The sequence below is a fragment of the Kitasatospora sp. NPDC004745 genome (genome assembly GCF_042873275.1).
Classification (GTDB): Bacteria; Actinomycetota; Actinomycetes; order Streptomycetales; family Streptomycetaceae; genus Kitasatospora.
Genome location: NZ_JBIALK010000015.1, coordinates 151,169 through 176,595, shown reverse-complemented (window position 1 = coordinate 176,595; position 25,427 = coordinate 151,169). Strand labels below are relative to the sequence as shown.

Genomic DNA, 25,427 nt, shown 5'->3' with positions numbered 1-25,427 from the left:
TCGTGCCGGGCGGGGTGTGGGGCGGAAGGGGATCCGTGGACGAGTTCGACGAGCAGTACGAGACCTTCCGGAGCTTGATCAGGCTCTATACGCCGGAGCAGGCCCTGGGGAAGCTCAAGCTCTTCGGGGGCGGCGAGGATCTCGTCAAGCGGATCGCCGAACGCCATCAGCGGGAGACCATCGAGATCCGCGACAAGCGTCAGCCCGGCTCCGTCGTGCGGAACAACCGTGAGACCTGGTACGTCGGCCCGCAGGAGGGCGACCGTTGCTGGCCCGCGTTCCACGACCTGCTGGGACGGCAGCCGTCCTGGCACGGCGACGGACTCCGGGACCTCGACGCCGCGTCCACCAAGGTCGTCTCGATGCTCGACCACCCCAAGGAGAAGGAGTTCTCCACCCGCGGGCTCGTCGTGGGCTACGTGCAGTCCGGCAAGACCACCAACTTCACCGCCCTGATCGCCAAGGCCGCGGACGCGGGGTACAAGTTCTTCATCGTGCTCGCCGGCATCCACAACGGTCTGCGCCGGCAGACCCAGCTGCGGCTCGAGCGACAGCTCCTCCAACCGGTGATCGACCAGTGGCACCCCCTCACCGGAGTCGAGGGCGACTTCGAACCGCCCGCCGGCAACCCCGCCGCGTTCTTCACCAACAAGAGCCAGCAACACGTCCTGTGCGTCGTGAAGAAGAACGTCCCTCGGCTCAAGAAGCTCAAGGACTGGCTGGAGAAGGCCCCCGAACACCTGAAGAACTGCCCCACGCTCATCATCGACGACGAGGCGGACCAGGCGAGCATCGCGTCGAAGCGGACCAACCCGCTGATCCGCGAGATCATCGACCTGTTCCCCCGGGGCGGATACGTCGGTTACACCGCCACCCCGTTCGCGAACCTTCTCATCGACCCGACGGCCAAAGACCTCTATCCGCGGGACTTCATCGTCAACCTGCCCAAGCCACGCGGACACTTCGGCACCGAGGTGCTGTTCGGACGGGAGCCGTTGGACGGGGAGGACCCGCAGGACGTGCCCGACGGCTACGACATGATCCGGACCGTGCCGGAGGAGGAGATCGCACTCGTCCGACCGGGCCGCGACGAGATCGACGGATTCAGCCCCGAGATCGACGGCGCCCTCCGCACCGCCGTCCTCTACTTCTGGCTCGCCACCGCGGCCCGACGCGTACGCGGACGGGGCGTGCCCCACTCGACGATGCTCGTCCACACCAGCGTCAGCACGGTGGTCCACCGGAGCTTCGAGGAACCCCTGAAGCGCTTCAGGTCCACGACGTCCGACATGATCACGGCCGGGGAACCGGAACTCCTCGACGAACTGCGTCAACTGTGGGACACGGAGACGGCCCGGGTGCCCGGAGAGGACTTCGACGAGCGGAAGACGCCCTTCGAGGACCTCCTCCCGAAGCTCGCCGGAGTCGTCGACGACTGCCGGATCATCCTCGACAACTCCAAGAGCGTCGAACGTCTCGACTACGAGACCGGCCCGATCGTCGCCATCGCCGTCGGCGGCAACACGCTCTCCCGCGGCCTGACCCTCGAAGGCCTCGCCGTCAGCTACTTCGTCCGAGGCGCCTCCACCTACGACACGCTGCTCCAGATGGGGCGGTGGTTCGGGTTCAGGGACGGCTACGCGGACCTTCCCCGTATCTGGATGACCGACGAACTGCGGGACTGGTTCCGCCACATCGCCACCGTGGAATCGGAGATGAGGCGCGACATCGACTCCTACCTGGTGGAGGACAAGACCCCGCTGACCTTCGCCGTCCGGCTGCGCAACCACCCCGCGCTGCGCATCACCGCCGCGACCAAGATGCGCGACGCGGTCAAGGCGAGCGCCGCCTACGGCGGGCAGCGAGTGCAGACCCGTTACTTCCGCACGGCCGACGCGGAATGGCTGCGGGCCAACCGCAAGGCCGCCGGCGAACTCGTCGAACAGGCTCTCCGCATGGGAGGGGCCCGGCACGAGGACCGCTCCCACCGGGGCCGGCACCTGCTTCGCGACGTTCCCTACGACATGGTCCTCGACTTCCTCGACCGTTACCGCTTCCACGAGAAGTCGATGGACTGCGACGCGGGTCTGCTCCGACGGTATGTGGAGAGGCGGATCAAGGCACCGGGCGGCGGGGCCCTGAAACGGTGGAACGTGGCCGTCATCGGCAACCCGCTCACCGGCGATCCCGACGCCGCCTACGAGTTCGCCCAGGGCGTCGCCGTGGACCGGGTGGTCCGTGCGAAGTTGGAGAGCGGGCACGACGCCGCCGACATCAAGACCCTCATGAGCCGTCGGGACGCCGGTGTCGACCTCGACCTGAGCGGGTTCGAGGAGATCACCGAGAAGAACCTGAAACTGGCACGACGGACCCAGTGCCCCGACACCGCGCTGTTGACCCTCTACCCGATCGACAGGGTCTCGCCCCCCACGAAGGAACGCCGCGTGCCGCTGGACGCCGTGGACCACGTCATCGGGGTCGGCCTCGTCTTCCCCCTGCCCCGTGGTGAGGACAGCGAGGTCGAGTGGTACAGCGCCGACCTCTCGGACGTCGTCCACGACGACGAGTTCGACGGGATGGACGAGGACGAGCTCGCCCTGCTGTTGGAGGACGACGACAGATGAGCGAGCCCGAGCCGGACCCCCGTCTCGTCCTCGACGACCACTGGCGAGGTCTCGACGCGGCCCCGGTCAAGCCGGGACACGTCCTGAGGACGTCCGCCCTTCCGGTCACGACCGCCCACGGTCCTCTCCTGGCGGCGGTCGACGCGGGCGGCATGAGGCACCTGCTGATACCGCTGGCGACGCGACAGCGCCTCTCGGCGGGGATGGCGAGCGGGTCGCTCCGGATCCTCGAACGCCCACTCGAGGACGACGAGAGCTACGGCCGCTTCGCCGACATAGCCTGCACGAGTCGCGAACTCGACGACGTGTTCACCGCCCTCTGCCGTGACGTGCTCCTCGCGCTGGCCGCCGACGGCGAGCGGCCCTACCGCACCGCCCGCGCGGTCGTGGAACGCTGGCGGCGACTGTTCAGCGGCGGCCGACGCGTCCTGACGGACGAACAGGCCGTCGGACTCTTCGGGGAACTCCTCGTCCTGATCGGCCTGTTGGAACTCGACCCGGGGGCCGTCCGCCACTGGACGGGCCCCGAGGGCGAACGACACGACTTCACCGACGGCCGCCTGGCCGTGGAGGTGAAGACCAGCGCCACGGCCTCCGAGCGGAGGCTCTTCCAGGTCCACGGCCTCGACCAACTCGAACCGCCGAAGGACGGTGAGCTGTTCCTCGCCTGGAACCGCCTTCAGCCGGATCCGGGGGGACGTACCCTCGACGAACTCGTGGCCCACGCGAGGGATCTGTGCGACGACGAGGCCGCGTTCCTGACCAAACTCGCGGCCGTCGGCTACCGCGGGTCCGATCACGACCAGGACGGCCGACGGCTGTCCCCGGTCGAGAGCCGCTGGTACCCCGTCGACGACGGATTCCCGAAGCTCACCACGAGCTCCATACCGGGCGCGGAGGTCCCGGCCGGAGTCCTCGACGTCACCTACACGGTGGACCTCGCCGGCGTCCGGACCGACCGTCTCACCAAGGAGGCCGTGAACGACCTCCTCACCCGGATGGGAGAGCCCACGTGACCACGACGCCACGGTGGCTGTCCGAGTCCTACGGACCCGGCGGGGGAGGCGCCGGCGAAGGCATCCTCCGCCACCTCGACGCCACCGAGCTCGACCCGCTCACCCTTCTCGTCCGCGAGTCGGCACAGAACAGCTGGGACGCCCGGAGCGGCCACGGCCCCGTCGACTACCGCGTCGAGCTGCGGACCCTGAGCCCCGCCGAAGCGCCGGTCTGGCGGGACCTGCTCCTCGAGAACGCCCCCACCACCGAGCACCTCCAGCTGCGCGCCTCCCTCGCCCGATCGGTCCTCCGCGTCCTGACGGTGACGGACACCGGCACCAAGGGGCTGGGCGGCCCGACCAGGGCCGACGTCGTCGCCGAGGGCGACCGCGACTTCGTCTCCTTCGTCCGCAAGACCGGCAGCTCCCAGGACCTCGACAGCCGCGGCGGCACCTACGGCTACGGCAAGGTGGTCTTCCATCTCACCTCCAAGCCCCACACGGTCCTCGTCCACACCCGATGCCGTGTGGGCGACCGCCTCGAGACCCGCCTCATCGGGTGGGCCGTCCACACGAGCTACGACACCGACACCGTGGAGGGCCCGAAGACGTTCACCGGGCGGCACTACTGGGGACGCGTCCAGGACGGATACGTCGAACCGCTCGTCGGCGCGGAAGCCGACGACGTCGCCCGGAAACTCGGACTGAAGGCACTGCCCGAAGGCGAGACCGGCACCACCGTCGCGGTGATCGAGCCCGAATTCGGAGACCGCGAGGACGCCGAGGCGATGCGGTGGATCGCCGACGCGATCGTCTGGAACCTCTGGCCCAAGATGCTCCCCGAAGGCGGGGACGCTCCGATGCGATTCTCGATCACCCACAACGGGACGGAGGTCCGGATCCCCCGACCGTCCGAGGTGCCGCACCTGCGTCCGTTCGTCCGGGCCCACGGCGACATGGACGTCCTCATCGAGCACAAGACGATGAAACGCCCGCTCGGGCGCCTCGGGATCCGCAAGTTCATCGCACCGCCCGGCAAACCGCCCGCCGTCGCCCGGGAAGCCGGGATCGGCGACCGGCTGCACCACACCTGCCTCATGCGCCCCGTCGATCTTGTGGTGAAGTACCTCGAAGGTCCGCCGTTCTTCGAGGACCACGGAGGCTACGCCGGAGTCTTCCGCGCCGACGACGCCATGGACCGCGTCTTCGCACTCTCCGAGCCGGCCAGCCACGACGACTGGCTGGTGGACGGACTGCAGGACCTGGACGAGCGCAAGCTCGCCAAACACGCCCTGAAGAAGATCGCGGACGAGATGAAAGCCGCCTCCGGCCCCGCCGCCGTGGCCAACAACGCCGGGGACGGGGTCTCACTGGCCGGCATGAGCAAGATGATGGCGGGACTGATGGCCGGAGCCCCCGGACACGGCGGCTCCGCGGTCTTCCCGACGACCGACGACACACGCTCCCCGAGCCCGGCCGGCGGCCACCCGGACGCCGGCGCCCCGAATCCCGGGGACGCCGGATCAGGCGCGCCCGCCCGTCCGACGGCACACGGCGGACGGGGCGCCAGGCTGCGATACCTGGACGAGCCCTTCCACGACACCGTGGACGGACGTGCCGTCCTCGTGCAGCGATTCGAGTTGGTCGACACCGGGGAACAGCTGGTCCGAAGCCGACTCGCGGTGGCGCTGAACGACGCCGTCGGGCGCGAGGGCGATCCACCCCGGGGTGCATCCGTGCCGACCGTGCTCGGGTGGCGCACGGAGGACGGGGAACTCCACCGCGCCGACGAACTCCACACCGACGGAGGCGACGGGCGCGTCTGGTCGCTGGTCGTCCGACCGGCACCCGACACCGTGACCGAGATCGTCGTGGCCGCCGAGCGGAAAGGCGGTGACGCGTGAGCCGCCGCGCCTACCCCTACCGACGCCCACACCCGCACACGGTGACCACCGACGGATGGCTCCTCAAACAGGAGGACGGCCGGGGGATCCCCCTTCCCCCCTCGGTGGTCGACTGGGACTACCAGCGCGACCTCGAGCTGGAATGCACCGTCGAGGTGGACCTCGACACGGCCCGTGAGAGCGCGGCGTTGCCCGCGGACGCCGAACTCGCCCTCACCACCGTGTGGAACTCCTCCGGCTCCGGCCTGCGCATGCTCGCCGCCGAGGAACGACTGACCGGCGGCGGGAGGAGGTCGGTACGCCTGGCCTTCACGGTCCCGGGGCGGGACAGCGGAGGAACGCTGTCGATCGACACCCAGATCGTCCTCGCCGGACCCCTCGACAACCCCGACCCCACGGGTCCCCGTCGCGCCGGGTCCATCCTGTGGCGACACCACGCGCAGGTCCGCCTCCAGGGCGACGCCTCGCAGTTCCCGATGGCCGTCGTCGACTTCGCCGAGGCGGGCTACCCGGAGGACGCCCCTTGGTACCTCGACATCGGGCCGAACCTCGAAGCCGCCACCATGGGAGCGGTCCTGCTCCTGGTCAACAGCCGCACCACTCTCGTCCTCGACGCCATGCGCAAGGCCGAGAAGGCGACCCACGCGGAACGACTGATCCAGTCGGCGCTGCGCCAGGACGTCGTACGGCTCATGATCGAACACGCCGTCGGCAACGAGGACCTCGACGACGGGTCCACCTTCGAGCCGGACACCCTCGGCCACATGCTCCTCGGAGCGGTCCGCACCCACCTACCCGACATGACGCTGACCGCGCTCCGACTCACGCGCCGCAGCGACCCGTCCTACTTCTCCGCCCGCGTGCAGAGCGCCGTCGGCCTCTTCGCGAAGGAAACCTGATGGCCTACCTCTTCCCACGTCTGCTCGCAGGAGCGGCCAAGGACCTGAGGGCCTCGTACCTCGGCAAGTCACCCGACGAACTGAGCGCCCACGCCGCTCAGACGCACCTCGCCATGTTCTACGCGGCGACCGGCGGCGTCCGGCTTCCCCCGGAGCGGCTCCTCAGGCTGCGGGGGGCCCTCGTCGACGTGGCCCGCGAGAAGGGATTCCCGGCGCCGCACAACCGGAAGCAGGCCAGCGGGTTCGACATCGCCGTGGCCGAGATCCTCCACCGGGACTCCGGGATCATCCCCGCGGAGGCCGTCGCCGGCGACCTCTGGTCCTTCCTCTCCCTCGTGGTGATGCCCGATGTGGCCGCATGGCGGTACACCGACCTCCACCACGACCGGGTCCTCGGCACGGACGTCACCCGTCACGTCTTCGGCCGACTCTGGTGGCGAGCCCACCTGGTCCACGACGGGGACGCCGAACCCGAGGACCTCTACGCGGCCCTCTCCGTCCTCGGCGAGTCCGCCTTCGACCAGATCTACGCCCGTCGCACCTCCATCGGCGGCAGTCCGCACATCGTGCGCGGCATCCTCAGGGTCTGGCAGAAGATCGACATCCCCCTGGAGACGGTGACGGAACGGGACTTCCTCCGAGACCTCCTGAAGCGGATCCTGCGGCTTCAGGCCTTCATATCCTTCGACTCACTGTCCGTCGAGCACCTCGACGGAGAACTTCAGGTCCTCGCCGACGAGTCACTCCGAAGCTTCTCCACTCGAGGCTGACGGGAGCCCGTGCGCCTCATCCTCGAACAGCGGTGACCGCGCCCTCCCGGGTCGCGCCGGGAGGGCGCGGTCGACCCGATCCCGGCGTACCGGACCTCCTCCGTGCCGTCCTCGGTGACCCGCCTTCGGGCCACCGCCCTACCGCCGGCCCTCCGCCGCCGGGCACCCCCGGCGCCGGCGGAGCGCCTCCGTGCACGCGGGGGTGCTCCTGCGAGCCGCAGGGCTACACGACCGCCGTGCGGCGGATCTCCTCGAGAACGTCCTCGAGGAAGCCGGGCACGTTCCGGCCGCCGAGGACGAGTTGGCGGTCCAGGAGGCGGTTCGCCGCCTCGCAGGACGTCTCGCTGACGAGCGCGCAGCCGTGGCAGGCCGACAGGTTGAGGGATGAGGAGCCGCGGTGGTCGCTCTCGATGCACACGGGGTCGTTGGAGCAGACGTCCGCGTCGTTGAGGGCGGCCAGGAGCAGGGGGAGGAGCTTGTCCGGTGCGCCGAGCCTGACGAGTCCGCCGAGAGTGCCCTGGGCGTCGCCGGCCGCCGTGTAGATCAGGATCCCCGCGGTGCGATCGGGTCGGTCGGAATGGGCGTAGATGCGCTCCTGGAGGGCCGCGGAGGCGTACCCGCTGGCGAACGCGAGGCGTCGGATGAGCAGGTGGGCGATCGTGTGCAGGGCGATGAAGCGCGGCTCGGGCGGGTCGAGGCGATGCGCCCACGGACTCGATGTGCGTCGTCGTGCGAGTATCCCGGCCCTGGCGCGGACCTCGGGGAGCTCCTCCCAGGCACGGACCCGGTCCTCGTCGAACCGGAGGAAGATCCCTTCGCCGAACATCTCGACGGCGGGGTAGACCGGCCGTCGATTGCGGTCGGTTCCGAGGTGCGCGGGGACGAGGTCGGCCTCTGCGCTGTGGCGGCGGAAGCCGCGCAGGGCGCTGACCTCGCGGACCCGGCGTACCTGTCCGACGCCGCCGAGTCGATCGGTCAGTGCGGTGGGCCAGGTCGTGTCGGCGGGGACCTTCCAGCCGTCGACGACGAAGTCGCCGCCGCCGTGGTCCCTGCCGTTCTGGAGCTTGTTGAGGAACGCGGCCCACTCACCGTCCTTCAGGTCGAGGAGCGGGGTGTCGGCGGGGTCGTCGCCCGCGGCCGCGACGGCGAGGACGTCCTTGGGCGTGATCCCGAACTCGTCCGCGATCATCTCGGCCAGCATGTCCGCCTTCGGGCCGCCGTTGTCGGCGACGACCCTGGCGAACAGGTCGTGGTTACGGACGTCGTCCGCGGTCCGCGCGGACTGCGGACGTTCCTCGGGGATGTCGAGCGCCGAGAGCCGGTCGGCGATGTAGTTGCCGGTGGCGCCGCGTTGGACGGCCACGAGTCTGTGGTCGCAGGTGTGGTCGGGCTGGGGGTCCTCCCAGGGTTGGGTGCCCTTGCAGCGGATGTTGTCACGGTGGAGCGAGTCCTTGCCCACGAGCTCGGAGAGCGGGCGGGAGCGTTTGCAGCCGTCGCACTGGACGCGCAGCGAGGCCAGACCCTCACCGTGCCGCGTCGAGCGCACGAACTTCAGCTCCTTGTAAGCGCGGCAGAACCTCACCGCGTCGGTGACGTCCGCGTCGTGGCCTCTGTGCGCCCACCTGAACCACGGGACGTCCTGGATGTGGCTCCCCTTCTGACAGACGGCCACGTAGCGCATGGGCACGAGCGCCCCGCCGCACTTGCAGGTGTTGTCCCAGCGGCCCTTGTACGTGCCGGTGGCCTTCGAGAGCGTCGAACACTGCTCGCAGAATCGCCAGGCCGGGAAGCGCCAGTAGAGCAGGTGCGCGGTCTCCCTGGCGGCCCGTCCGGAGTGGGACGGGGCCTGCCGCAGCACTCCGGTCCCCAGCCGTGTCAGCAGCCGCTCGCAGAGGATCTCCGGAGCGGACTTGCGATCCCACCACGAGGTGTCGGGCGCGATCAGCGATTCCCCGAGTACGTCGACGACGGCGCCCACCCCGAAGGGCGTGATCGTCTCCGAGAGGCGTAGGTCATGCAGGATTCGTTCCACTGCCGGCTCCTTCCAGCGGCTCGCGTACCTGGACGGCGACGGAGGGTTCGACGGACCGCATCGAGTCGCCGACGATCCACCCCTCCCTGCGCTGGCCGAAGCGCTTGAGCAGCGCGGCGTCCTCCGCCTTCCGGTAGTCGTACATCAAGGGGGCCTTGTCCTCGCGGGCGAGCCTGGCGCGGCGGTCCCACTCGCGCAGGAGCAGGCGGATCTGCTCCTCGGTCTCCTCGGCCTCGACGTGCTCCGAGCGGCTCACCATGGTGACGAAGGCCGCCACGATCCGTTCGACCCCGTCGCGCATCCGGACGTCGTCCAGGTCGAGTTCGGCGGCGGCGTCGTTCGCCGCCAGGGCCGGTACCGAGTGACGCAGCAGGGCCACCAGGGCGCCCGCCAACGACCGGTCGCGCGAGGCGGTCGACCACGGGGTGACGCTCGTCGGTTCCACGGTGCGGTAGAGCGCCTCGTGGTAGCCGCGGAAGGACTCGAAGTGCGAGCGGTCGCGGGCCCGGTTCGATCGGAACAACGTGGTCACGATGCCGTTGTTCGTCCCACGGCCGACCCGGCTGGTGGCCTGGATGTACTCGGACGTCGTCTTCGGTTGTCCGACCATCAGCATCAGGGCCAGGCGCGGGATGTCGATGCCGACCGACAGCATGTTCGAGGAGAGGACGACGTCGACGGCGTCGTCGGTGTGGTCGGCGCTCAAGCCGAGTTCGCGCAGGTGGTTGGGCAGTTCCTCCGGCCCCCGCCTGCTGGTGAGTTCCAGGACCCGCCCGGCCCGGACCCGGCGCAGCGGCAGCCCCAGTCGTTCCGAGCGCGGTTCCAGGCGTCCGTTCACGTCGTCGACCACCAGCGTCCCCGTGCGGCCCAGTTCGCGGAGGCTGTTGTGGTACATCACGGTCGTCCAGTACGAGTCGCGGGTGGCGCCCGGGTCGGGGGCCGTGGCGAGTGCCTGCGGGATCTCGAGCAGCGGGGCGGCCGCGGAGATGACGGCGGACACCTGTGAGAGGGACTGCGGCATCAGGCCGACGTACAGGCGGCCCTCGCCGCTTTCGACGGGGCGGGAGAAGAAGGTCCGGTCGCCGTCCAGTCCCGCCGGAGGGTAGAGGGCGACGTCCCGCCCGTACAGTCCGCGCACCTGTTCCGCGGAGGCCCGGATCGTGGCGGTCGAGGCGATGATCTTGGGCGTCGCCCCGTTCCGGCTCAGGAGCAGCTGGATCACGGCGTCGAAGACGGCGACCGTCGTACCGAGCGGTCCCGACAGGAGGTGCAGCTCGTCCTGGATGATCATGGACGGTTGGCGGAACGCGGTACCGAGGCCGAGGAGGCTGCCCGCCTTGGTGTTGAACTGGAGACGGGCGAACTTGTCGACGGTCGCCAGCAGGATCGTCGGCGGTTGCGCGTAGAGGACGTCGTCGACGACCGCCACGGGCAGGCTCTCCCGGAAGCGGCAGTCCCCGTCCGTGCAGTGGATCACGACGTCGTTGCCGACGAGACGGAAGCCGTACCGGTTCCGGTCGTGGGACCTGGACTCCGGTACGAGCCGGGCGCCGCACCACGGGCAGCCCTCGACCTGGAATTCGTTCGTCTCCTCGGGACGCGCGGCCTTGTGGAGCCGTTCGAGGGCCTTCTTGGCGTCCGCTTTCGTCGCGGGCGTGACCTCGTTACCGACCCACAGGCCGATGGAGAACGGCGTCATGCCCTTCGCCCGCGGGTCGTCGTGTCGCAGGATCTCCATCGCGCACACGAGCGAGGCCGCCCGCTGGAACTGCTGTGAGGTCAGCAGCCGCAGTGTGTAACGGGTGATGACCGCGGTGCCCGCGCCCTTCGGACCGTGGACGAGCCGTCGGTGGAAGATCTCGACGGCGGCGAGTCCGAGATAGGCCTCCGTCTTCCCGCCGCCGGTGGGGAACCAGATCAGGTCGACGAGTTCCCGGTCGTCGTGTCTCTCGTCGACCGTGGAGGCCAGGGCCACCAGGAGGAAACCGAGTTGGAAGGGACGCCATCGCGGCTCCCCCGCCTCCTCGCCGCGTCGGATCCTCGTCTGGCGTATCTGCAACCGCATCGCCGTCATGCCCAGCGCGAACGCGGTGCGCAGTCCGTCCCGCTCCGGGGCGCGCAGCAGGTCGACACCGGCCTCCATGCGTTCGACGGCGGTTCGCGCCCGCCCGGTGATCGATCGTGCGACCGGCGCGTCGGCCCCGAACCCCTGGACGCGCCGCTCCTGCCGTGAGACCCAGCCGGCGAAGGCCGTGACGAAGGCGTCCAGCATCGGCAGGACCTCCTCGGGCCGGGTGTCGATCCGTGAGAGGTCGGCGAGCACGAGGGCTCCGGCGGCTTCGGAATCGGGGTCGAATCCGACGGTCTCGACGGCCGGGACGACGAACGACGGCACGGGGTCGAGGAGGACGCGCGTGCACTCGTCGTCCTCCACCTCCCAATCGGCGGCCATGCCGTGCCCCACCGCGTAGACCTTCTTGTCCCGATAGCGAAGGCGCAGTTCCGCCGACTCGTCGTCCAGGTCGAAGGACTTCGTCGCGTCGTACTCCAGGATCCGGCCGCCGGGCTGCGGCCTCACGGCGAGCGCGACCTGGAAGAGCGTCCGGGCGATGTCCTTGCGGTCGTTGGCGGTCGACTCGGACCGTACCCGTGCGTGCACCGTCACGAGATGGGCGTCGCCGTACCGGCGCCATCGGGAACCGAGCTCGAACGCCACACCGCCCGTCTCCAACACGTGCGGGGGTAGTTCGCGCGCGAGTTCCCGGTCGTCGAAAGTGAAGGGACGACGCCGCCAGCGCGGCGGGCCGTCGTCGGTGACGGGTTCGTAGGTCCCGCCCGAGAAGTCGCACAGGACGCCGGGCCGGTCGGTGACGAAGGAGATTGCGACGGACGAGGGTCGCCAGTCCTCGGCGAGCGGTACGGCGGCGCCGTACTCCTCGTTCTCCCCGGAGATCACGTCCGCCACGGTCCCGTCCTCGACACCGCTCTCGGGGTCGTTCTCGCAGTCCTGCGAGCCGGGTGCCGGCGACGGGAAGAGCATGCCGACGGCGTACTGCCGGTCGGGGAGGTTGAACACCTCCTCCTCGTCGCCGCCTTCCGGCCCCGCATACGCCGCCCGCAGGTGGTCCAGTGCGAGCTTCTGTGCCCTGGTCATGGTCATCGCGTCACCGACCGCTGTCGCAGCAGCTGCTGGAGGCGCCGTCTGTCGTCCTTGGACGCGGTGATGTGCAGCGAGACCCGGGCTCGGGTCACCGCGACGTAGAGCGCCGCGGTCCCGGCCGCATCGTAGGTCTCGGGCAGGTCGCAGACCACGACGTGCTCCGCCTCCAGGCCCTTGGCGTACCGGGGGCTCGTCACCAGGAAGCCGTCGTCCGTCACGTGGGGGGCGGCGTCCGAGGCCACATCGATGATCCAGACGTCGTCGGGGCGCGCTCCGTCGGCCACCAGGTCCCGGGCCACCGGCTCGGCCTGTCGGACGTCCGCGGACCCGTCGCAGGTGTGCCACCGGACCCGTTCCCCGTGGACGATGCCGGGGTCTCCCACGTCGGCGCCGAGGTACTCCTGCACCATGTGCACCATCGCCTGGGTGTTGCGGACGTTGAGGTTCAGGTCCACCGGCGTGGCCTCGGGGGCGATGAGGACGAACACGTCCGGGTCGAATCCCCCGTCGACGTGCGCCTGGTTGTTCGTGTCGAGGAACATGCGCCACCGGCCCGCGGCCCGCCCACCCGCGACGACCGCGTCGAGCGTGTCCATCGCCTCGGCGGTCATCAGGTCCTGGGCCTCGTCGACGAACACGGCGTCGTAGGTCCTACCCGAGGCGAGCCGGTGGAACGGGACCACGTCGATGTCGCGGTCGACGACATGGGGGGCGAAGAACCGCAGGAGCTCGGGGGAGCGGAACGTGATCAGGGTGGACCGTCCCTGGTCCGCCTCCTGCTTGGCCGCCTCGACCAGGACCAGCGACTTGCCGGTGCCCGCACCGCCGAACACCATCACGCGCGGGTTACGGGCCAGGGACGCGAGCACCCTCGACTGGCCCTCCGTGGCACGGTTCTGCTCCTCGATGACCGCTCCGCGCTGGGCGTCGATCACGGGCATGCGCGCGAACTCGCCGAACAGACGTGCCCGCAGGTCGTCCATACGTGCGAGCCGGCGGCCGGTCGGCGGCGCGGTCGCCTTCTCGGCGAGCGTGTCGAAGGCGGCGGTGAGTCCCGCGACGCTCATGTCGTCCCGCGCCAGCCAATGGCTCGGCAGCCAGCCGAGTCCGCTGGGAGGGGAGTCGATGTCGGGCGTGATGACGACGGCCTCGCGGGCGAACCAGCCCACGCCCTCCTCGCGGAGGATGTTCTCCAACGCGTACATGGCCGACTCCGCCTGCGCCCTCGGGGGTTCGGAGAGCCGGTGCCAGTCGTCACGACGGTCGACGCTGAACCACTTGCCCTGGTGTTTGCGGACCCCGCCGCCTTTCACCTCGACGACGATCACGAGCCTCTTCCACAGGATGACGAAGTCCGCCTCGCCCTCCTGCTTGTAGGCGTGGGAGCGCAGCTTGACGGAGTGGAAGGCGACGGCGTCGGGGTCGCCGTCGATCCGGTGCAGCAGACGGGCGGTCCGGCGCTCGGCGTCGCTCCTGGCGTTGCGCTCGATGTCCTTCAGGTCGGGAACGAGGATCACGCGTGCTGCTCCTGCCAGAGGTCCTCGTACTCGCGGTACCCGAGCAGCTTGCTGACGTCTCCGAAGTTGTCGGCCATATCCACGATCAGGCACTCCTCCTTTCCACCGTTCTTCGGGCCGCGCAGGCCGCGGCCGGCCATCTGGATGTAGGCGTTGGGGCTGAACGTCGGGCGGGCGATGTAGAGCGCACGCACGCCCGGAGCGTCGAAGCCCTGGATCAGCAGGTCGCAGTTGGCCAGGACCCGGATCTTGTTGTCCTTGAACCGCCCGATGATGTCGCGCCGTTCCTGCCTGCCGGTCTGTCCACTGACCGAGGCCGCTTCGACGCCGCGATAGCGCAGCGTCGCCGCGAGGACCTGGGCGGACAGGACACTCGGGGCGAAGACGAGCACCGGCCAGCTCGGGTCCCGGCTGATGATGTCCTCGACGAGGGTCTTCATGCGGACGTGGTCCTGACCGATGCGGTCCAGGACCGTCGGGCTGATCCGTCGCTGGCGTGTGGCCTCCTCGATCTCCTGCGGCTCCAGGACGACCTCGATCCCGTCCAGCACCTTGTGTTGAACCCGTGCGAGCACCCCTCGTGACACCAGCTCGTCGTACACGTTCTCCTCGAACGGGCTGAGTTTGAGGTTGCCGAACCGGCTCGCGAGCGCGGCGGTCGCCGTCTCGGAGGTGCCTTTGAACGGGGTCGCGGAGAGACCGACCAGGGGACGCCCCCAACCACGACCCGCCACGCCGAGCCAGTTGAGAATCCGGGTGTACCGTTCGGAGTCCCCGGCGCGGTGCCCCTCGTCGACGATGACCGCGTGTGCCCTGCTCAACCACTCGTACTCGGCCGTGTCGCGGACGACGTCGAGCTTGGCGTCCGTCGCCACGATGACGCCGAACTCGGTGTCCGGCTCGTGGACGACGTTGTTCTCCCAAAGACGTCCGATCGTCAGCGGGCGCTCGTCACCGAGCCCACGCCACACCGTGCTCCACGTCTGGACGGCCTGTTCACACAGCTCCACCGACTGCGCGATCCACAACACCGGGCCGTGAAGACGTCCCGAGACGAAGAGCCTCAGCACGGTCTCCGCGGCGACGCGCGTCTTCCCCGCACCGGTCGGCAGTTCCACCATCGCCTTACGGTGCCGGCCGTCCTCGCCGCGCGAGACGAGGATGTCCGCCAGGCGTCGACTGATGTCGTTCTGGAAGTCGTGAAGGGGGTTGAGCCTCACGGCGCCCGGGACGACGAACTCGGCGGGCTGATGTGCCGTCCGACGGCCGGCGAAGTCGGCCGAGAAGCCCATCCTCCGTAGCCATGAGACGGTCAAGGGACCACCGGCCCAGGCCGTCGGAACGTCGGGGAAGCCCATGTCCCGGAACGTGGGCGCGAGGAGCTTGACCGAGTCCGAGCCGTAGACCTTCAGGAAGAGCTCGGCGACGGAGGAGTCGTCGTCGACCAGGCCCTGTGCCTCGAGTGCCTGCCACAGTCCCTTGGGCAGGGCGTCGCGCAGATCGTCCGGGCCCACGTAGAGGTCGAGGCGTTCCTCATCGCTCCCGGCCGCCAAGGCCTCCTGCCGAAGCAGTTCGAGTCGGTGGTCGAGGCCCTTCCGGAGCACCTCCTCGAGCTCGGCGTTCGTCAGCCCGAGCGCGAAGGCGTCGTTGACGACGCGCAGGAGCCGCCGCTCATCGGCGTCGCCGCGGACGACCAGGGCCGGCCCGTCGAGGTGCCACTCGAGCGACTGGTCCTCCACGCCGTCCTTCGTGGTCACCCGCTTGACCACCTGGACGGCGTGGGCGACGGTCGCGTCGACCAACCGGTCGGTCACGAGAGTGGTACGGAGCCCGGTGAAGACGTCGAGGACCGGCTCGCCGTGCTGCGCGCCCTCGACGATCACCGAGAACGCGAAACTGTCCTCGAACCGCCCGCAACCCACCACCTCCACCAGCTCGTCCACCTGCTCCGGCGTCACCCGCAGACAGGGACGCTGACGCGCGGTGAGGTACTCCTCCTGCTCGTCCGTCACGGCGAGGTACACCGAGGAGGGCGAGCGCCGCTCGATCACACGTCCCACCCTGGCCGGGATCCCGGGCGGGCGGGACCCGGGACAGGCCACGCGGCACGCCGTCCGGATGAAGTCGACGAGCACGGCGTCCGGGATCCGGGGATCGAACTCCGGCGCCTCAAGTGCCTCCACGAACACATGGGCGGGTACCGCGTCCAGCTCGTCGGGGAGCTCCAGGACGTCGGCCACCCTCGGTGACCCCTTGAACAGGGGCAACAGGCTCCCGTATCGCACGAGGGACGGCGCCACCACGTCGCCCGGCGCGCGGAACCCCCGGTTCGACTGCAGCAGCCCGGCATGCTCCACCGCCCAGCGCAGCGGGGACCGGACGGCGTGCACCGTGCCCGTGTCGAGGTCCTCGCAGGTCCAGTCGGAGTCACCCGCCTGAAGCAGGCCGACGGTCCAGCTCGCACGAAGCTGGTCCGACGCCTGGGCCTCACGCAGGAGGAACAACGTCGAGAACGGACCCGGCCCCTCCCCGGGCAGGAAGTCCACGTTCCCGATCGGCCGTTCCCCGGGGCCCCGCTGCGCGTTCAGCGTCTCCAGAACCCACTCCCGGTATCGCTCGAGGCACGGCTCGTCCTCCAGCGCGTAGCCCTTCACCGGATCGCGCACCACCCCCAACCCGTGGGCGACCGACGGCATGCACCGGGTACGGTCCAACGACCTGCCCGCGTTCTCGTCGCCCAACGGCGCGTCCAGGTCGAATACCAGGTGAGGCCAACCCCACCCACCGTCGACGGTGGGCACCTTGACCGTGCCCGGCCGACCCGCCAACGTCTTCGACGCGGTCGGCACGGGCACGTCGAGGACCGCGGTCCAAAGCCCCACCAGCTCCTCGTCGCCCGAGTCGTACGTCAGGGAGGCCAGTCGCGCGTTGAGGATCGCGACCGGATCCAGATCCCGGAACCCCGCCTTCCTGAGGTCCGCCTCCACACCGGGCAGCGCCAGGAATCCGGGCGAGACGAAGACCGCCCCGTCGATCTCGACGCCCTCCTCCTGCCGGAGGAAGACCGTGCTTCGGTCGTCGAGCGCGCACATGCCGTCGGTGGTGGGGATCACCTTGGCCCTGTCCAGCCCAGGGAAGTCCTTGTTCCCGGCCCTTCCGAGGACGAACCTGAACGCCCTCGCGGCGGACACGTCGTCCGTCCCCTCGGCCCACTCACGTAGCCAGGAGAGCAGCCCCCGCTTGGGCAGTGCCTCCAAGGCGCGCTTCATACTCCTGTCGTCGCCGTCCAGAAGATCGGCGGACACCGACGCGGCGAACATCTGCCGTAGACGCATGGAGCGCTGCGGGGACGAGTGGCACCGCCAGTGCGGTACGTCCCGGCCGGTGTGCGGCGACTCGGTCCAGCCGCGGTGGTCGTCCGGGTCGACCGGGAACATCGGGTCGAGCGGACGGAGCTCGCCGGCCCGACGCAGGACCCCGCCGGCGTCGGGCACGAGGGCGAGTCCGGCCGCCATCCTCGGTACGTGGGCACACAGGAGCTCGTCACCGAAGGACTGCTGCTCCCGTCCACGCGCCGGCATGAAATCGAAGTGCGCCGCGTGGTCTTCGGCCGTCGCCACCCGCGACAGCATGCCGACGAACATCTCCGACAGGGTCCGGAGGATCTCCCGGTTGTAGTCGTTCCTGAGGAGAGTCGTCCGGTCGTCGTTCACGCTCCACGGCGCGTTGAAGAGCGCTGACGCCGACGTCCGGTCCTGCAGCGGGAAGTAGGACCAGAAACGCCCGACGCGCTGGCGCGCGTGACGCCTGGGCACGGCGACGGTGACCTTGACCTGATTCCGGGAGACGGCCTCGCCGACCTGCCTGCGGGCCTCCGGGGACGGCGTGTGCATCCGGTCCTCGACGATCCACTCGTCGCCGTCGCCGTCGGGGTCCTCGATCCTGAAGACACCGCCGCCAAGATCCCGTGACGTGTGCGTCGTCTCGAACGGGTCGGGGCCGAGCACTCTGAGACGTACCTCCCGCACCGCCCCCGCGAAGAGGAGGAACTCCGAGGAGAACTCCTCGATCTCCCGGCGGATCCTGTCGAGGCCGGACGCATCGGAGAGCTTCACGACCGTGGACGCCCAGGAGGCGAGTTCCGCGAGTACGCCGTCCGTGGCGAACGCGGCGTCCGGGTCCAGGACCGTCGCGGTACGCAGGACCGGATAGCGCTTGACGGCCGACGTGATCCTCCGAAGCTCTTCCCGGGCCACAGGTGAGTTGAACTCGAACGAAACCGACCGACTGAACACCTGCGGGGCGCTCGAGACCGCGAGAACCGACTTGAACCCCAGCCCGAAGCGTCCGATCTCGTCGCCTCGCTTGCCGCTGAGATGTGCATGGGTGATGGCGGTGAGCCCGTGCCTCGAGAACGGCCGCCCGTCGTTGGCACAGTAAAGAGTCCGGCGTTCCGCGTCGAGGACGATCTCGACGCGACCGCTGAAACCGCCCTGATCCCCGTCCACACCCGACATCGCGTCGGCGGCGTTCTGCACCAGCTCGAGGAGCGTGCGATTGGCGTATCCCCCGACCCGGATCGACTCCTCGTGGTTCGCATGCTCGGTCACGAGGTGCGGATTCGCCCGGTAGGAGGCGACGGCCCGGTCGAACTGGGTCTGCACCTCCTGCACAAGAGACGTGTCCGGCGCCCACGACTGTCGTGCCGTCGTCACAGGTGAGTACTCCTTGCGTCTGGGCCTTCCGCGCTGCGGCCGATCGTGCGTCCGTTCGAAGCGGCCTGAGACGATCTGGAGCTAAGCGACGTCGGGTCCGATACCGTTCTTAGGGGCGAGCCCTCGGATACGACCGCTCCCCGGTGCAGGTACGCGTCGGAGCGCCAGGAGACGACACCGAGGGTCATCGACCGGATTGAGCGCCGATCCCGCAGTTCGAACCCCCCAGATGTCACCGCTTGCAGGCGGGAAACACACGTCGCCCGCACATCCCCACGGCACAGGACTCTAGACCCAACGAACCTGACGGGGTGACGGATACGTCGTATGAGGCCGAACTGAGATATTCCCGACCAGGACGAACACCGCGTCACTCCGCGGCGACCGACGACCTGACTCGGTACGTCGCGCCAGGCGACGCCCTCGCGTAGGACGTAAGACGATGCCGGCCGGCGCGACCAGCTCGGGTACCCAGGCCGCCGGGATCGCGGTGCCGTCGCGCGGGCCGTGCCGGCAGCGGCGGGGCTGTCCGATCCCACAGCTCGTCGGGGACAAGGTGCGCGGTCACGATCCGGAAGGATGCCAGAGAACCCGGTTGAGTCCTTCGAGTCTCCTCGAATGACCAACACCGGGACCGAAGCCGCCGAACATGGATGGGACGCACCCTGAGATGTGGATTCGAATCGTCGCCACGGCTGACCCCCGCGGGCGTGGGGAGGACAAGCTGCGGCCGGGCGGAGGGGGGACGGCCTGCGTAGGCGTCGTCGGCGGACACCCGGGGGAGTTCGGCGGGGTTCCCGGCCGGAAGCTGCGGGTGAGGCTGTAGTGGTCCTGGGCGGCGACGCCGGCCAGGAAGTCACCGGCGGATCGGCCGAGCAGGAGCAGGAGCAGGAGCGCGATCGGGTCGGTGTCGAGCGTGCGGACCGTCTGGAGGACCGCGGAGGCCGCGTGCTTGCACGGCCTGCCGCGCGGTGCCGAAGCAGCTCACCCCCGGCTCCAGGTCCCTCGGGCCAGGCAGCAGCGGGACACCATCGCGCTGAGCCCCGGTGAGGAGCCGCTCGGCGATCTGAACATCGGGAGCACGCGCCACAAGCGCAAGCGTCCGGTCAGCCTGGGCGTCCTCGTCGAGACCGAACCGGGCCTTCTCATCCGGCGCCGCCCGTAGCCGCCCGCGCTCCAGGCCACCCGTCCGTCACGGCTGCCGCACCTGCCACCCGGCTCACGACGCGATCGCTAGTGGCCCGTCATGCGGAGCCACTGCATCGTTGTGACGAGCTCTTCTCCGAAGTCCTCGCAGAGCGCGAGCAACTCGCGACCCGTGGACGAGTCGAGCAGCCCTGCGGAATCGGGGAGAACCCCGAGAGCACCGTGACAGGCGGTCTCGACAGCGAAGTGGCGCGACGAGAAATAGCCATCGCCGGGCGCCCGGTCCGCCAGGCTGGCGAGGTACTGGCGGTGGGCTTCCTCCGAGGGGTGGGAGTGGAAGGAACCCTCGACGAGACCGTCGAGGTGGTTCGCCAGGCCGGCAAAGGCTTCGACCACTCTCTCGACTTCGTCCACACCAGGTTTGTCCAGCAGTTCGCCGAAGGTCAACAGGTTGCTGATGGTCTCCAGCTGGAAGAGCTGGACGGTGTCCGGGTTGACTTCAGACGTGAAGAGCGGGGCCGTGCACAGCTCGGCGACTGCGCGCCGGTATGCGTGATCCGACTGTTCACCAGCGGGTGACGCGGCCAGCCGGAACAGCGACCCCAGTACAGACTGGTCGACGCCCCACTCCGCATCCAATTCGAATGCGAGTATCGGCGCGCGCCACCGCCACAGGGCCAGGACGGCGGCCTGAAGCCGGTGGACGGGCTTCAGATCCGCCAATCGCTCGATCCGCACCACGTTCTTGAGTCGGCCCTTCTGATCTACCGTCCCCGCCCGCCCCTTTACCTCGGGACACTGTAGAAGCCGCCGAAAGACCACGTGACCGCCGGGGCGGTGCCTGACTCAAGCCAACTATGGGAATCGGGCATACCAGGTCAGATTGTCCGCTCAGTGCGCGGCCCACGAAGTCCTGCTGACCCGCGTGATGCACCCGGATACCCGGGGCCGCCGTGGCCGGGTCGGGTCTCCCCGGGCTGGGACCGCCGCGGACGTCTGCGGCGAGGCACCAACCACCCGTGCAAGCCGATGTCCTTTCGGGACGCGCCACGCCCGCCGCGGGCGGCGCCCGCCGAACGCATCGCGCCCGCCTGGCCCGGATCGGCGGCCAGTGCCCCGGCGATACCGGGCGTCCAGCTCCTTCTGGCTGAGCTTGGACCGCGCCTTGGCCCGGGAGGGCCGCTTGCCCGTCAGCTCCTGCGCGGCCGCCATGAACGGGTTATTGCCCGCCGCACCGCCCACAGCGCCGGGGCCCCGTTGCCTGGCACCCTTCGCCCGAGCTGTGACCGCGGGATCGGTCCGAGTGCCGAAGAGCCGCCTGCGGGCCTCCGGCGCCCGCTGTGGGTGAGGCTCCGCCAGAACCTCCCCGCGCGGGGCCAGCCCCGAACACGGCCGTCCGGCCGCAGCCCCGCACGCCGGACATCGCACTGTCAGGACCTGCTCTGTGCTCAGCTGCCGTCCGAGCCGCAGCGCGGGGATCGCCCCACCACGGTCGTGCAGCTTCGCCTGCCGGGCAGCCGCACCACGCCCCCGCCTCCACCCCGCACTTGGGACAGTCGGCCACCGACGCGTGCTGCAGCGACAGAGGCTGATCCCCGCACCAGCCCCGGAGCCACTGGCACGCCCCGCGCTGTCCGCCCGGCACCCTGCGGCGGCCGCGCAGTGCCAGCGCGGACGCCCACACCGCTGCCGATGCTGGGATCGACTGCCGTACTGCGATCGAACAACCGAAGAACCGCCGCTCCGTTCGGAGGGATCTCCACGGTGAAGGCGATGTCGCTCACTCCGGCCCCGGCGAGCGTGTCCCGCGCCCGTTCGATCGCGTCGTGCTCCTCCTGGTTGTCCGACAGAAGCATGGCCTGGCCGGGCGGCGGGAAACCCCGCTTCACGGGCACGCTGTACGAGCCGCGGCCGATGTGTCCCGACACCTGGCCGCCCGGAACGGCGAGCGCCCGCGCGTGCGCGGTCCGCAGCAGCGGCTCCCGGGTCTCGAAGTCGTACAGCGAGGACAAGCGGGCCTCCGACCGGTGCGGTGATCGCAATGCCGCCGATTATGCCCGCCACCTGCGACAACCCCACCGACAGGTGCGCACGGGACAGAGGCGGCCCAGAAGGCCGTACCCCGCCGGCTCAGCCGCCGCCGTCCCCACCGCGGGCGGTGGCCCGCCCTCGCTGCGCCCGGGGACTGCCTTGGTCAGGGCCTCGCAGAGTGGTGTCAGCCCCTTGCTGGATGATCTGGCCATGCTGATTGCAACCAACGAGCGCGGCGACGTGCTGAAACGCCCGTCCAAGCCGACTGTCGGGAGGATGCTGGCCAACCTGCGGCGGGGAAGCGCCCACCTGGTCCTGGAGCGGGTGGACGAGGACCAGCCCGGACGTTGGTACATCCAGGTCCGGCTCCGCGAGAACAACACCTTCCAGCTCGAATACAGGGACGGCGTGGCTGAGCAGCACTATCAGACACTGACGATCTCTCAGGAGAAGGTCCTCGGTGCTCTGCTCGGTTGGGTCGGCGCGAAGCCGGGCTGGCGGGACGGCTTCATGTGGAACAACATCGGTGAGCAGTTCAGCCCCAGCGATTGTGAATCCCCGGAGCCGTCCGGCAGCACGAAGCCGCCGACTGACCCCGAACCGTTCTGACCAGGGCGGTCAAAGGTTCGACGGCGCAGGACGGCGATGGGCCTCACCCGGTTGCCCGGCGTGCCGGGGCCCGAGCCGGAATCGGACATCCGCACGATGTGGGGGTGAGCGAGAGCAACGACGGGGCCCCGCCGGCAGAGCTGGAACCGCTGCTGGCCGACGCGGTGGCCACCCAGCGACAGTGGTTCGAGGCCGAGACCGGGTGGACGCAGGACCCGACCAACCGGGAGCGCTACGAGGCGTTCATCGCGGCCGGCCTGCAGCTCCACAACCACTCGTACTGGGCGGCCGCCGGCGGCAACCGCTTCGAGCTGGAGAAGGCGGTGCGGACGGCCGCGCAGGCGACCGGCGCGTAGCCGAGCCGTGCACCGGCCCCCGGCCCGGGCGCCCCGCGCGAACTCGCGGCCCGGACCGGACGGGGGAGAGCGGTCGTCACGACCGGGCCGGTGCCGGTTGCCGGATCGGCCAGCGCGGTCCGTCCGGCTCGTGGAGCCACGCCCACTGCCCGTGCGCGGTGACGGTGATGCCGAAGTCGTACAGGTCCGGCCGGCCGAGCTCCTCCCACCGCGCCCACGCTGCCAGCACCTCGTCGCCGATCCGCCGGGGCCCGCCCTGGAACAGCGTCGCGCTGCCGTCCCCGCGCGCGGCGAACGAGGCCCATGACGAGACGCCGTCGTGCACCCAGGCGTTGGCGCCGTCCTGGTCCCGGCCGGTGAGCAGCACCGCGTCGGGCACGGCGACCCGGATCGCGAACTTGAGGTGCCAGTCGGAGTCGAGCGGGGCCAGGTCGCGGTCGACGGCGGTGTGGGTGTCGGGGTCGTTGTCGCCGCGCACCGCGGCGTAGGCGGCGGGGGCGGTGCCTGCTTGGGGTGGGGCGTGGCGGTCGCTCATGAACTGGGCCAGGCCCTGGACCCAGCCGGTGGCGGTGCCGTCGGGGGCGACGGTGAGGGCGACGTGCCCGAGCTGGCCCCAGGGGTAGACGATCCGCCCGCCCGGGCGCACCGCCTCGACCCAGCTGTGCGGGAGGGCGTCGACGGCGTAGGTGGCGTGGATCCGGTCGACGGGCCGGCCGCCGGGCGGGCCGCTGGTGGTGGCGTCGGCGACCAGGACGTCGGCGTCGACACCGGCCGCGGCCAGGCGCCCGCGGGCGAAGGCCGCGAGCGCCTCGTCGACCTCGGTGGAGACCACCGCACCCGGGCTGGCGCGGTGGGCGGCCAGCGCGGTGGTCCAGCCCTGCCCGGTGCCGATGTCCCACACCCGCTGGCCCGGTTCCAGGCGCAGGCTGTCCAGCATGTCCGCCACCACCGCGGGCGCGGACAGCGACGACGACGGCCGGCCGCCGGTCAGCTGGGTGATGGCCGCGGCGTGGATGCCGCCGTAGACCTCCTCGGCCCACCCGCGCGGGTCACCTGCGCGATCGAGCGGCGCGTAGGCCTGGCCGTCCCATCGCCACAGCCGGTCCGGCGCGAACAGGTCCCGTGGCACGGCGGCTACCGCTTCGCGCAGCCACGGCGAGTCCTCCGGCCACGCCCCGGCGCGTTCCATCGCCGCGTCCAGCCGGGCCCGGTACGCGGTCAGGCCGCCTTCGCTGGCGTTCACTTCTTGTGCTTGCCGCCGGACGGCGGCGGCTTCTGGACCTGCCCGTCGGCGTTGTCCGGCGGCGGGCTCCCGCCCTCCAGCGGGGGCGGCGGCTTCTCGTGATCGCCTCGCAGCGCCATCGTGCTCTCCTTCGTCGTGGCGGGACACGGTCGGCCGACCATCCTCGTCCAGGCCGCCGGCGGGCGGTAGGCGGCGTGCAGGAGCGTGAGCAGCGCGCGCCGGGGCGCCCGCCGTACGGCCCAGCCGTCTCGGTACGGATGTGCACCTGGGGGAGAAGACGCTGTGGCGGATGCTCTACGAGACGTGCGCCCGGGCGGAGAAGGCCCTGGGTATCAACATCGAGGATCTGGACCTGGCCGGCCGGCGCTGCAGGGTGAAGGCGAAGGGCGCTCAGCCCAAGGCCCGCCGCCGGGGCCAGGCGCGAGGACTTCGTGCTGGAGACGGCGTACTGGGACGCCGGCACCGCACGGCTACTACCTCGCCTCCTCAAGGGCCGCACCCGCGGACCGGTGTTCGTCACCCACCGCCGTCCCAGCCCCGGGAACCGACTTCCGCACCCAGGCCCTCGCCCGCCTCGCAGCCCAACACGAGGAGATCGTGCATCTCCGTAGGTCAGCGGCGGCGGCCGACCGCGTGACCCGTCTTCCCACCGCCCGCAGCACTTCGATCGGATCCTGCAGCTGACTCACTGACCAGGTCCGATCCCGACTCACCACCCTCGGAGCAGGTGTGACCGCCAAAACCTCTGGCCCCGGCTCGCTGGCCACGTGAGGATGCCTTCATGCGCTTTCCTCGTGCCTCCGACCCCGAGCTTCTCAACGTCATCGATCGGTACGTCAAACCAGCAACGCAAGGTGTCGGGCGCTACCTGCACCTGCTGCATGGCAACTTCGCGCGTGATGATGAGAGCGAGCGCACGCCCTTCCTGCAGTCCATGCGTGATGCTGCCCGGGAGATCACCGATGAAGAACTCGAAATTCTGCTGGAGAGCGAGTGGCGCTCCCGCCTGACGGCATCGTGGCTGATCGGCTTCGATCGTCGTGACCACTTCCGTGACATTCTCGGCGATCTTCTCCTGGCCAGTCAGCTCTGCTTCGCTGGTCAGGGCTACTGCTTTGCCCTCGCACGCTTCGGTACCGACGAGGACGCCCAGCACCTCACGGTCTACCTGGACCGCTACCTCCGACGGCCCGACTGCCAGTACGACCAGCACTGGGCCATCAGTGCGCTCCTCCACATCGACAGGCTCACGGGAAGCAACCACGCCGCCCGGTTCCTGGCGCCCGGCGGCCTCTGGCACCAGTGGAACGAGGCCCAGTACAGGCCATCGCCGCCAAGCCGGTTCATCGACGAACTGTGCGCTCATGCTGCCGAAGACGCGGCCACCGGAGGCCCCAGTTCGGCGCCACGGGAAGGGGCCTGAACC

Annotated in this window: 16 protein-coding genes and 1 pseudogene; 9 read left to right on the top strand and 8 right to left on the bottom strand. The window is 70.2% G+C overall.

The genetic code is table 11. The features are described 5' to 3' along the window. The first annotated feature begins 35 nt into the window (after window positions 1-35). Genes ACFYUY_RS23990 through ACFYUY_RS23970 form a run of 5 tightly spaced genes read left to right on the top strand, consistent with a single transcriptional unit; the run spans window position 36 to window position 7,192 of the window. On the top strand, window positions 36-2,624 hold the full coding sequence (locus ACFYUY_RS23990) for a Z1 domain-containing protein (protein ID WP_387903453.1): 2,589 nt from the start codon (window positions 36-38) through the stop codon (window positions 2,622-2,624). Then, entirely contained in the window at window positions 2,621-3,640 is a 1,020-nt protein-coding gene (locus ACFYUY_RS23985) for a PD-(D/E)XK motif protein (RefSeq protein WP_387903450.1), read from the top strand. Before ACFYUY_RS23990 ends, ACFYUY_RS23985 begins: the two co-directional genes overlap by 4 nt. After that, entirely contained in the window at window positions 3,637-5,523 is a 1,887-nt protein-coding gene (locus ACFYUY_RS23980; RefSeq protein ID WP_387903447.1) for a hypothetical protein, read from the top strand. The genes ACFYUY_RS23985 and ACFYUY_RS23980 overlap by 4 nt, the downstream gene beginning before the upstream one ends. 41 nt (window positions 5,524-5,564) lie before the next feature. Continuing rightward, window positions 5,565-6,422, top strand: coding sequence for a hypothetical protein (locus tag ACFYUY_RS23975; RefSeq protein WP_387903445.1), 858 nt, complete (start codon window positions 5,565-5,567; stop codon window positions 6,420-6,422). Continuing rightward, window positions 6,422-7,192 (top strand): DUF6339 family protein, encoded by a 771-nt coding sequence (locus ACFYUY_RS23970; RefSeq protein WP_387903443.1) that lies wholly within the window; start codon window positions 6,422-6,424, stop codon window positions 7,190-7,192. The genes ACFYUY_RS23975 and ACFYUY_RS23970 overlap by 1 nt, the downstream gene beginning before the upstream one ends. 223 nt (window positions 7,193-7,415) lie before the next feature. On the opposite strand, the gene drmB is transcribed toward ACFYUY_RS23970, so the two are convergent. The 6 genes from drmB to ACFYUY_RS23940 form a co-directional block, all read right to left on the bottom strand. Continuing rightward, entirely contained in the window at window positions 7,416-9,224 is a 1,809-nt protein-coding gene (gene drmB, locus ACFYUY_RS23965; RefSeq protein WP_387903440.1) for a DrmB family protein, read from the bottom strand. Beyond that, entirely contained in the window at window positions 9,205-12,378 is a 3,174-nt protein-coding gene (locus ACFYUY_RS23960) for a helicase-related protein (protein WP_387903438.1), read from the bottom strand. The genes drmB and ACFYUY_RS23960 overlap by 20 nt, the downstream gene beginning before the upstream one ends. A 2-nt stretch (window positions 12,379-12,380) precedes the next feature. After that, complete coding sequence (locus tag ACFYUY_RS23955; RefSeq protein WP_387903435.1) at window positions 12,381-13,901, bottom strand: NERD domain-containing protein; 1,521 nt, start codon at window positions 13,899-13,901, stop codon at window positions 12,381-12,383. Then, window positions 13,898-18,616 (bottom strand): sacsin N-terminal ATP-binding-like domain-containing protein, encoded by a 4,719-nt coding sequence (locus ACFYUY_RS23950; RefSeq protein WP_387903433.1) that lies wholly within the window; start codon window positions 18,614-18,616, stop codon window positions 13,898-13,900. The genes ACFYUY_RS23955 and ACFYUY_RS23950 overlap by 4 nt, the downstream gene beginning before the upstream one ends. Window positions 18,617-19,849: 1,233 nt before the next feature. Next, entirely contained in the window at window positions 19,850-20,503 is a 654-nt protein-coding gene (locus ACFYUY_RS23945; protein ID WP_387903430.1) for a hypothetical protein, read from the bottom strand. Window positions 20,504-21,210: 707 nt separating this feature from the next. After that, window positions 21,211-21,774 (bottom strand): hypothetical protein, encoded by a 564-nt coding sequence (locus ACFYUY_RS23940; RefSeq protein ID WP_387903428.1) that lies wholly within the window; start codon window positions 21,772-21,774, stop codon window positions 21,211-21,213. A 211-nt stretch (window positions 21,775-21,985) separates the two neighbouring features. Between ACFYUY_RS23940 and ACFYUY_RS23935 the strand changes: the two genes are divergently transcribed. Both ACFYUY_RS23935 and ACFYUY_RS23930 read left to right on the top strand, forming a co-directional pair. Further along, the gene (locus ACFYUY_RS23935) at window positions 21,986-22,402 is read left to right on the top strand and encodes a hypothetical protein (protein WP_387903425.1); all 417 of its coding nucleotides are present in this window, start codon (window positions 21,986-21,988) and stop codon (window positions 22,400-22,402) included. A 104-nt stretch (window positions 22,403-22,506) separates the two neighbouring features. Beyond that, a complete protein-coding gene (locus tag ACFYUY_RS23930; RefSeq protein WP_387903422.1) occupies window positions 22,507-22,758 on the top strand; it encodes a hypothetical protein in 252 nt (83 codons plus the stop codon). A gap of 76 nt (window positions 22,759-22,834) precedes the next feature. Here the strand turns inward: ACFYUY_RS23930 and ACFYUY_RS23925 are convergent, their stop codons facing one another. Both ACFYUY_RS23925 and ACFYUY_RS23920 read right to left on the bottom strand, forming a co-directional pair. Beyond that, a complete protein-coding gene (locus ACFYUY_RS23925; RefSeq protein WP_387903420.1) occupies window positions 22,835-24,001 on the bottom strand; it encodes a protein-L-isoaspartate O-methyltransferase in 1,167 nt (388 codons plus the stop codon). Then, window positions 23,998-24,120, bottom strand: a complete 123-nt coding sequence (locus tag ACFYUY_RS23920) for a hypothetical protein (RefSeq protein WP_387903418.1) — start codon at window positions 24,118-24,120, stop codon at window positions 23,998-24,000. The genes ACFYUY_RS23925 and ACFYUY_RS23920 overlap by 4 nt, the downstream gene beginning before the upstream one ends. 137 nt (window positions 24,121-24,257) lie before the next feature. Between ACFYUY_RS23920 and ACFYUY_RS23915 the strand changes: the two are divergent. Both ACFYUY_RS23915 and ACFYUY_RS23910 read left to right on the top strand, forming a co-directional pair. After that, a pseudogene (locus ACFYUY_RS23915) lies at window positions 24,258-24,543 on the top strand (site-specific integrase); the annotation flags it as partial. 239 nt (window positions 24,544-24,782) lie between these two features. Beyond that, window positions 24,783-25,424: a DUF6000 family protein gene (locus ACFYUY_RS23910; RefSeq protein WP_387903415.1), complete on the top strand. Its 642-nt coding sequence runs from the start codon at window positions 24,783-24,785 to the stop codon at window positions 25,422-25,424. Window positions 25,425-25,427 lie beyond the last annotated feature (3 nt).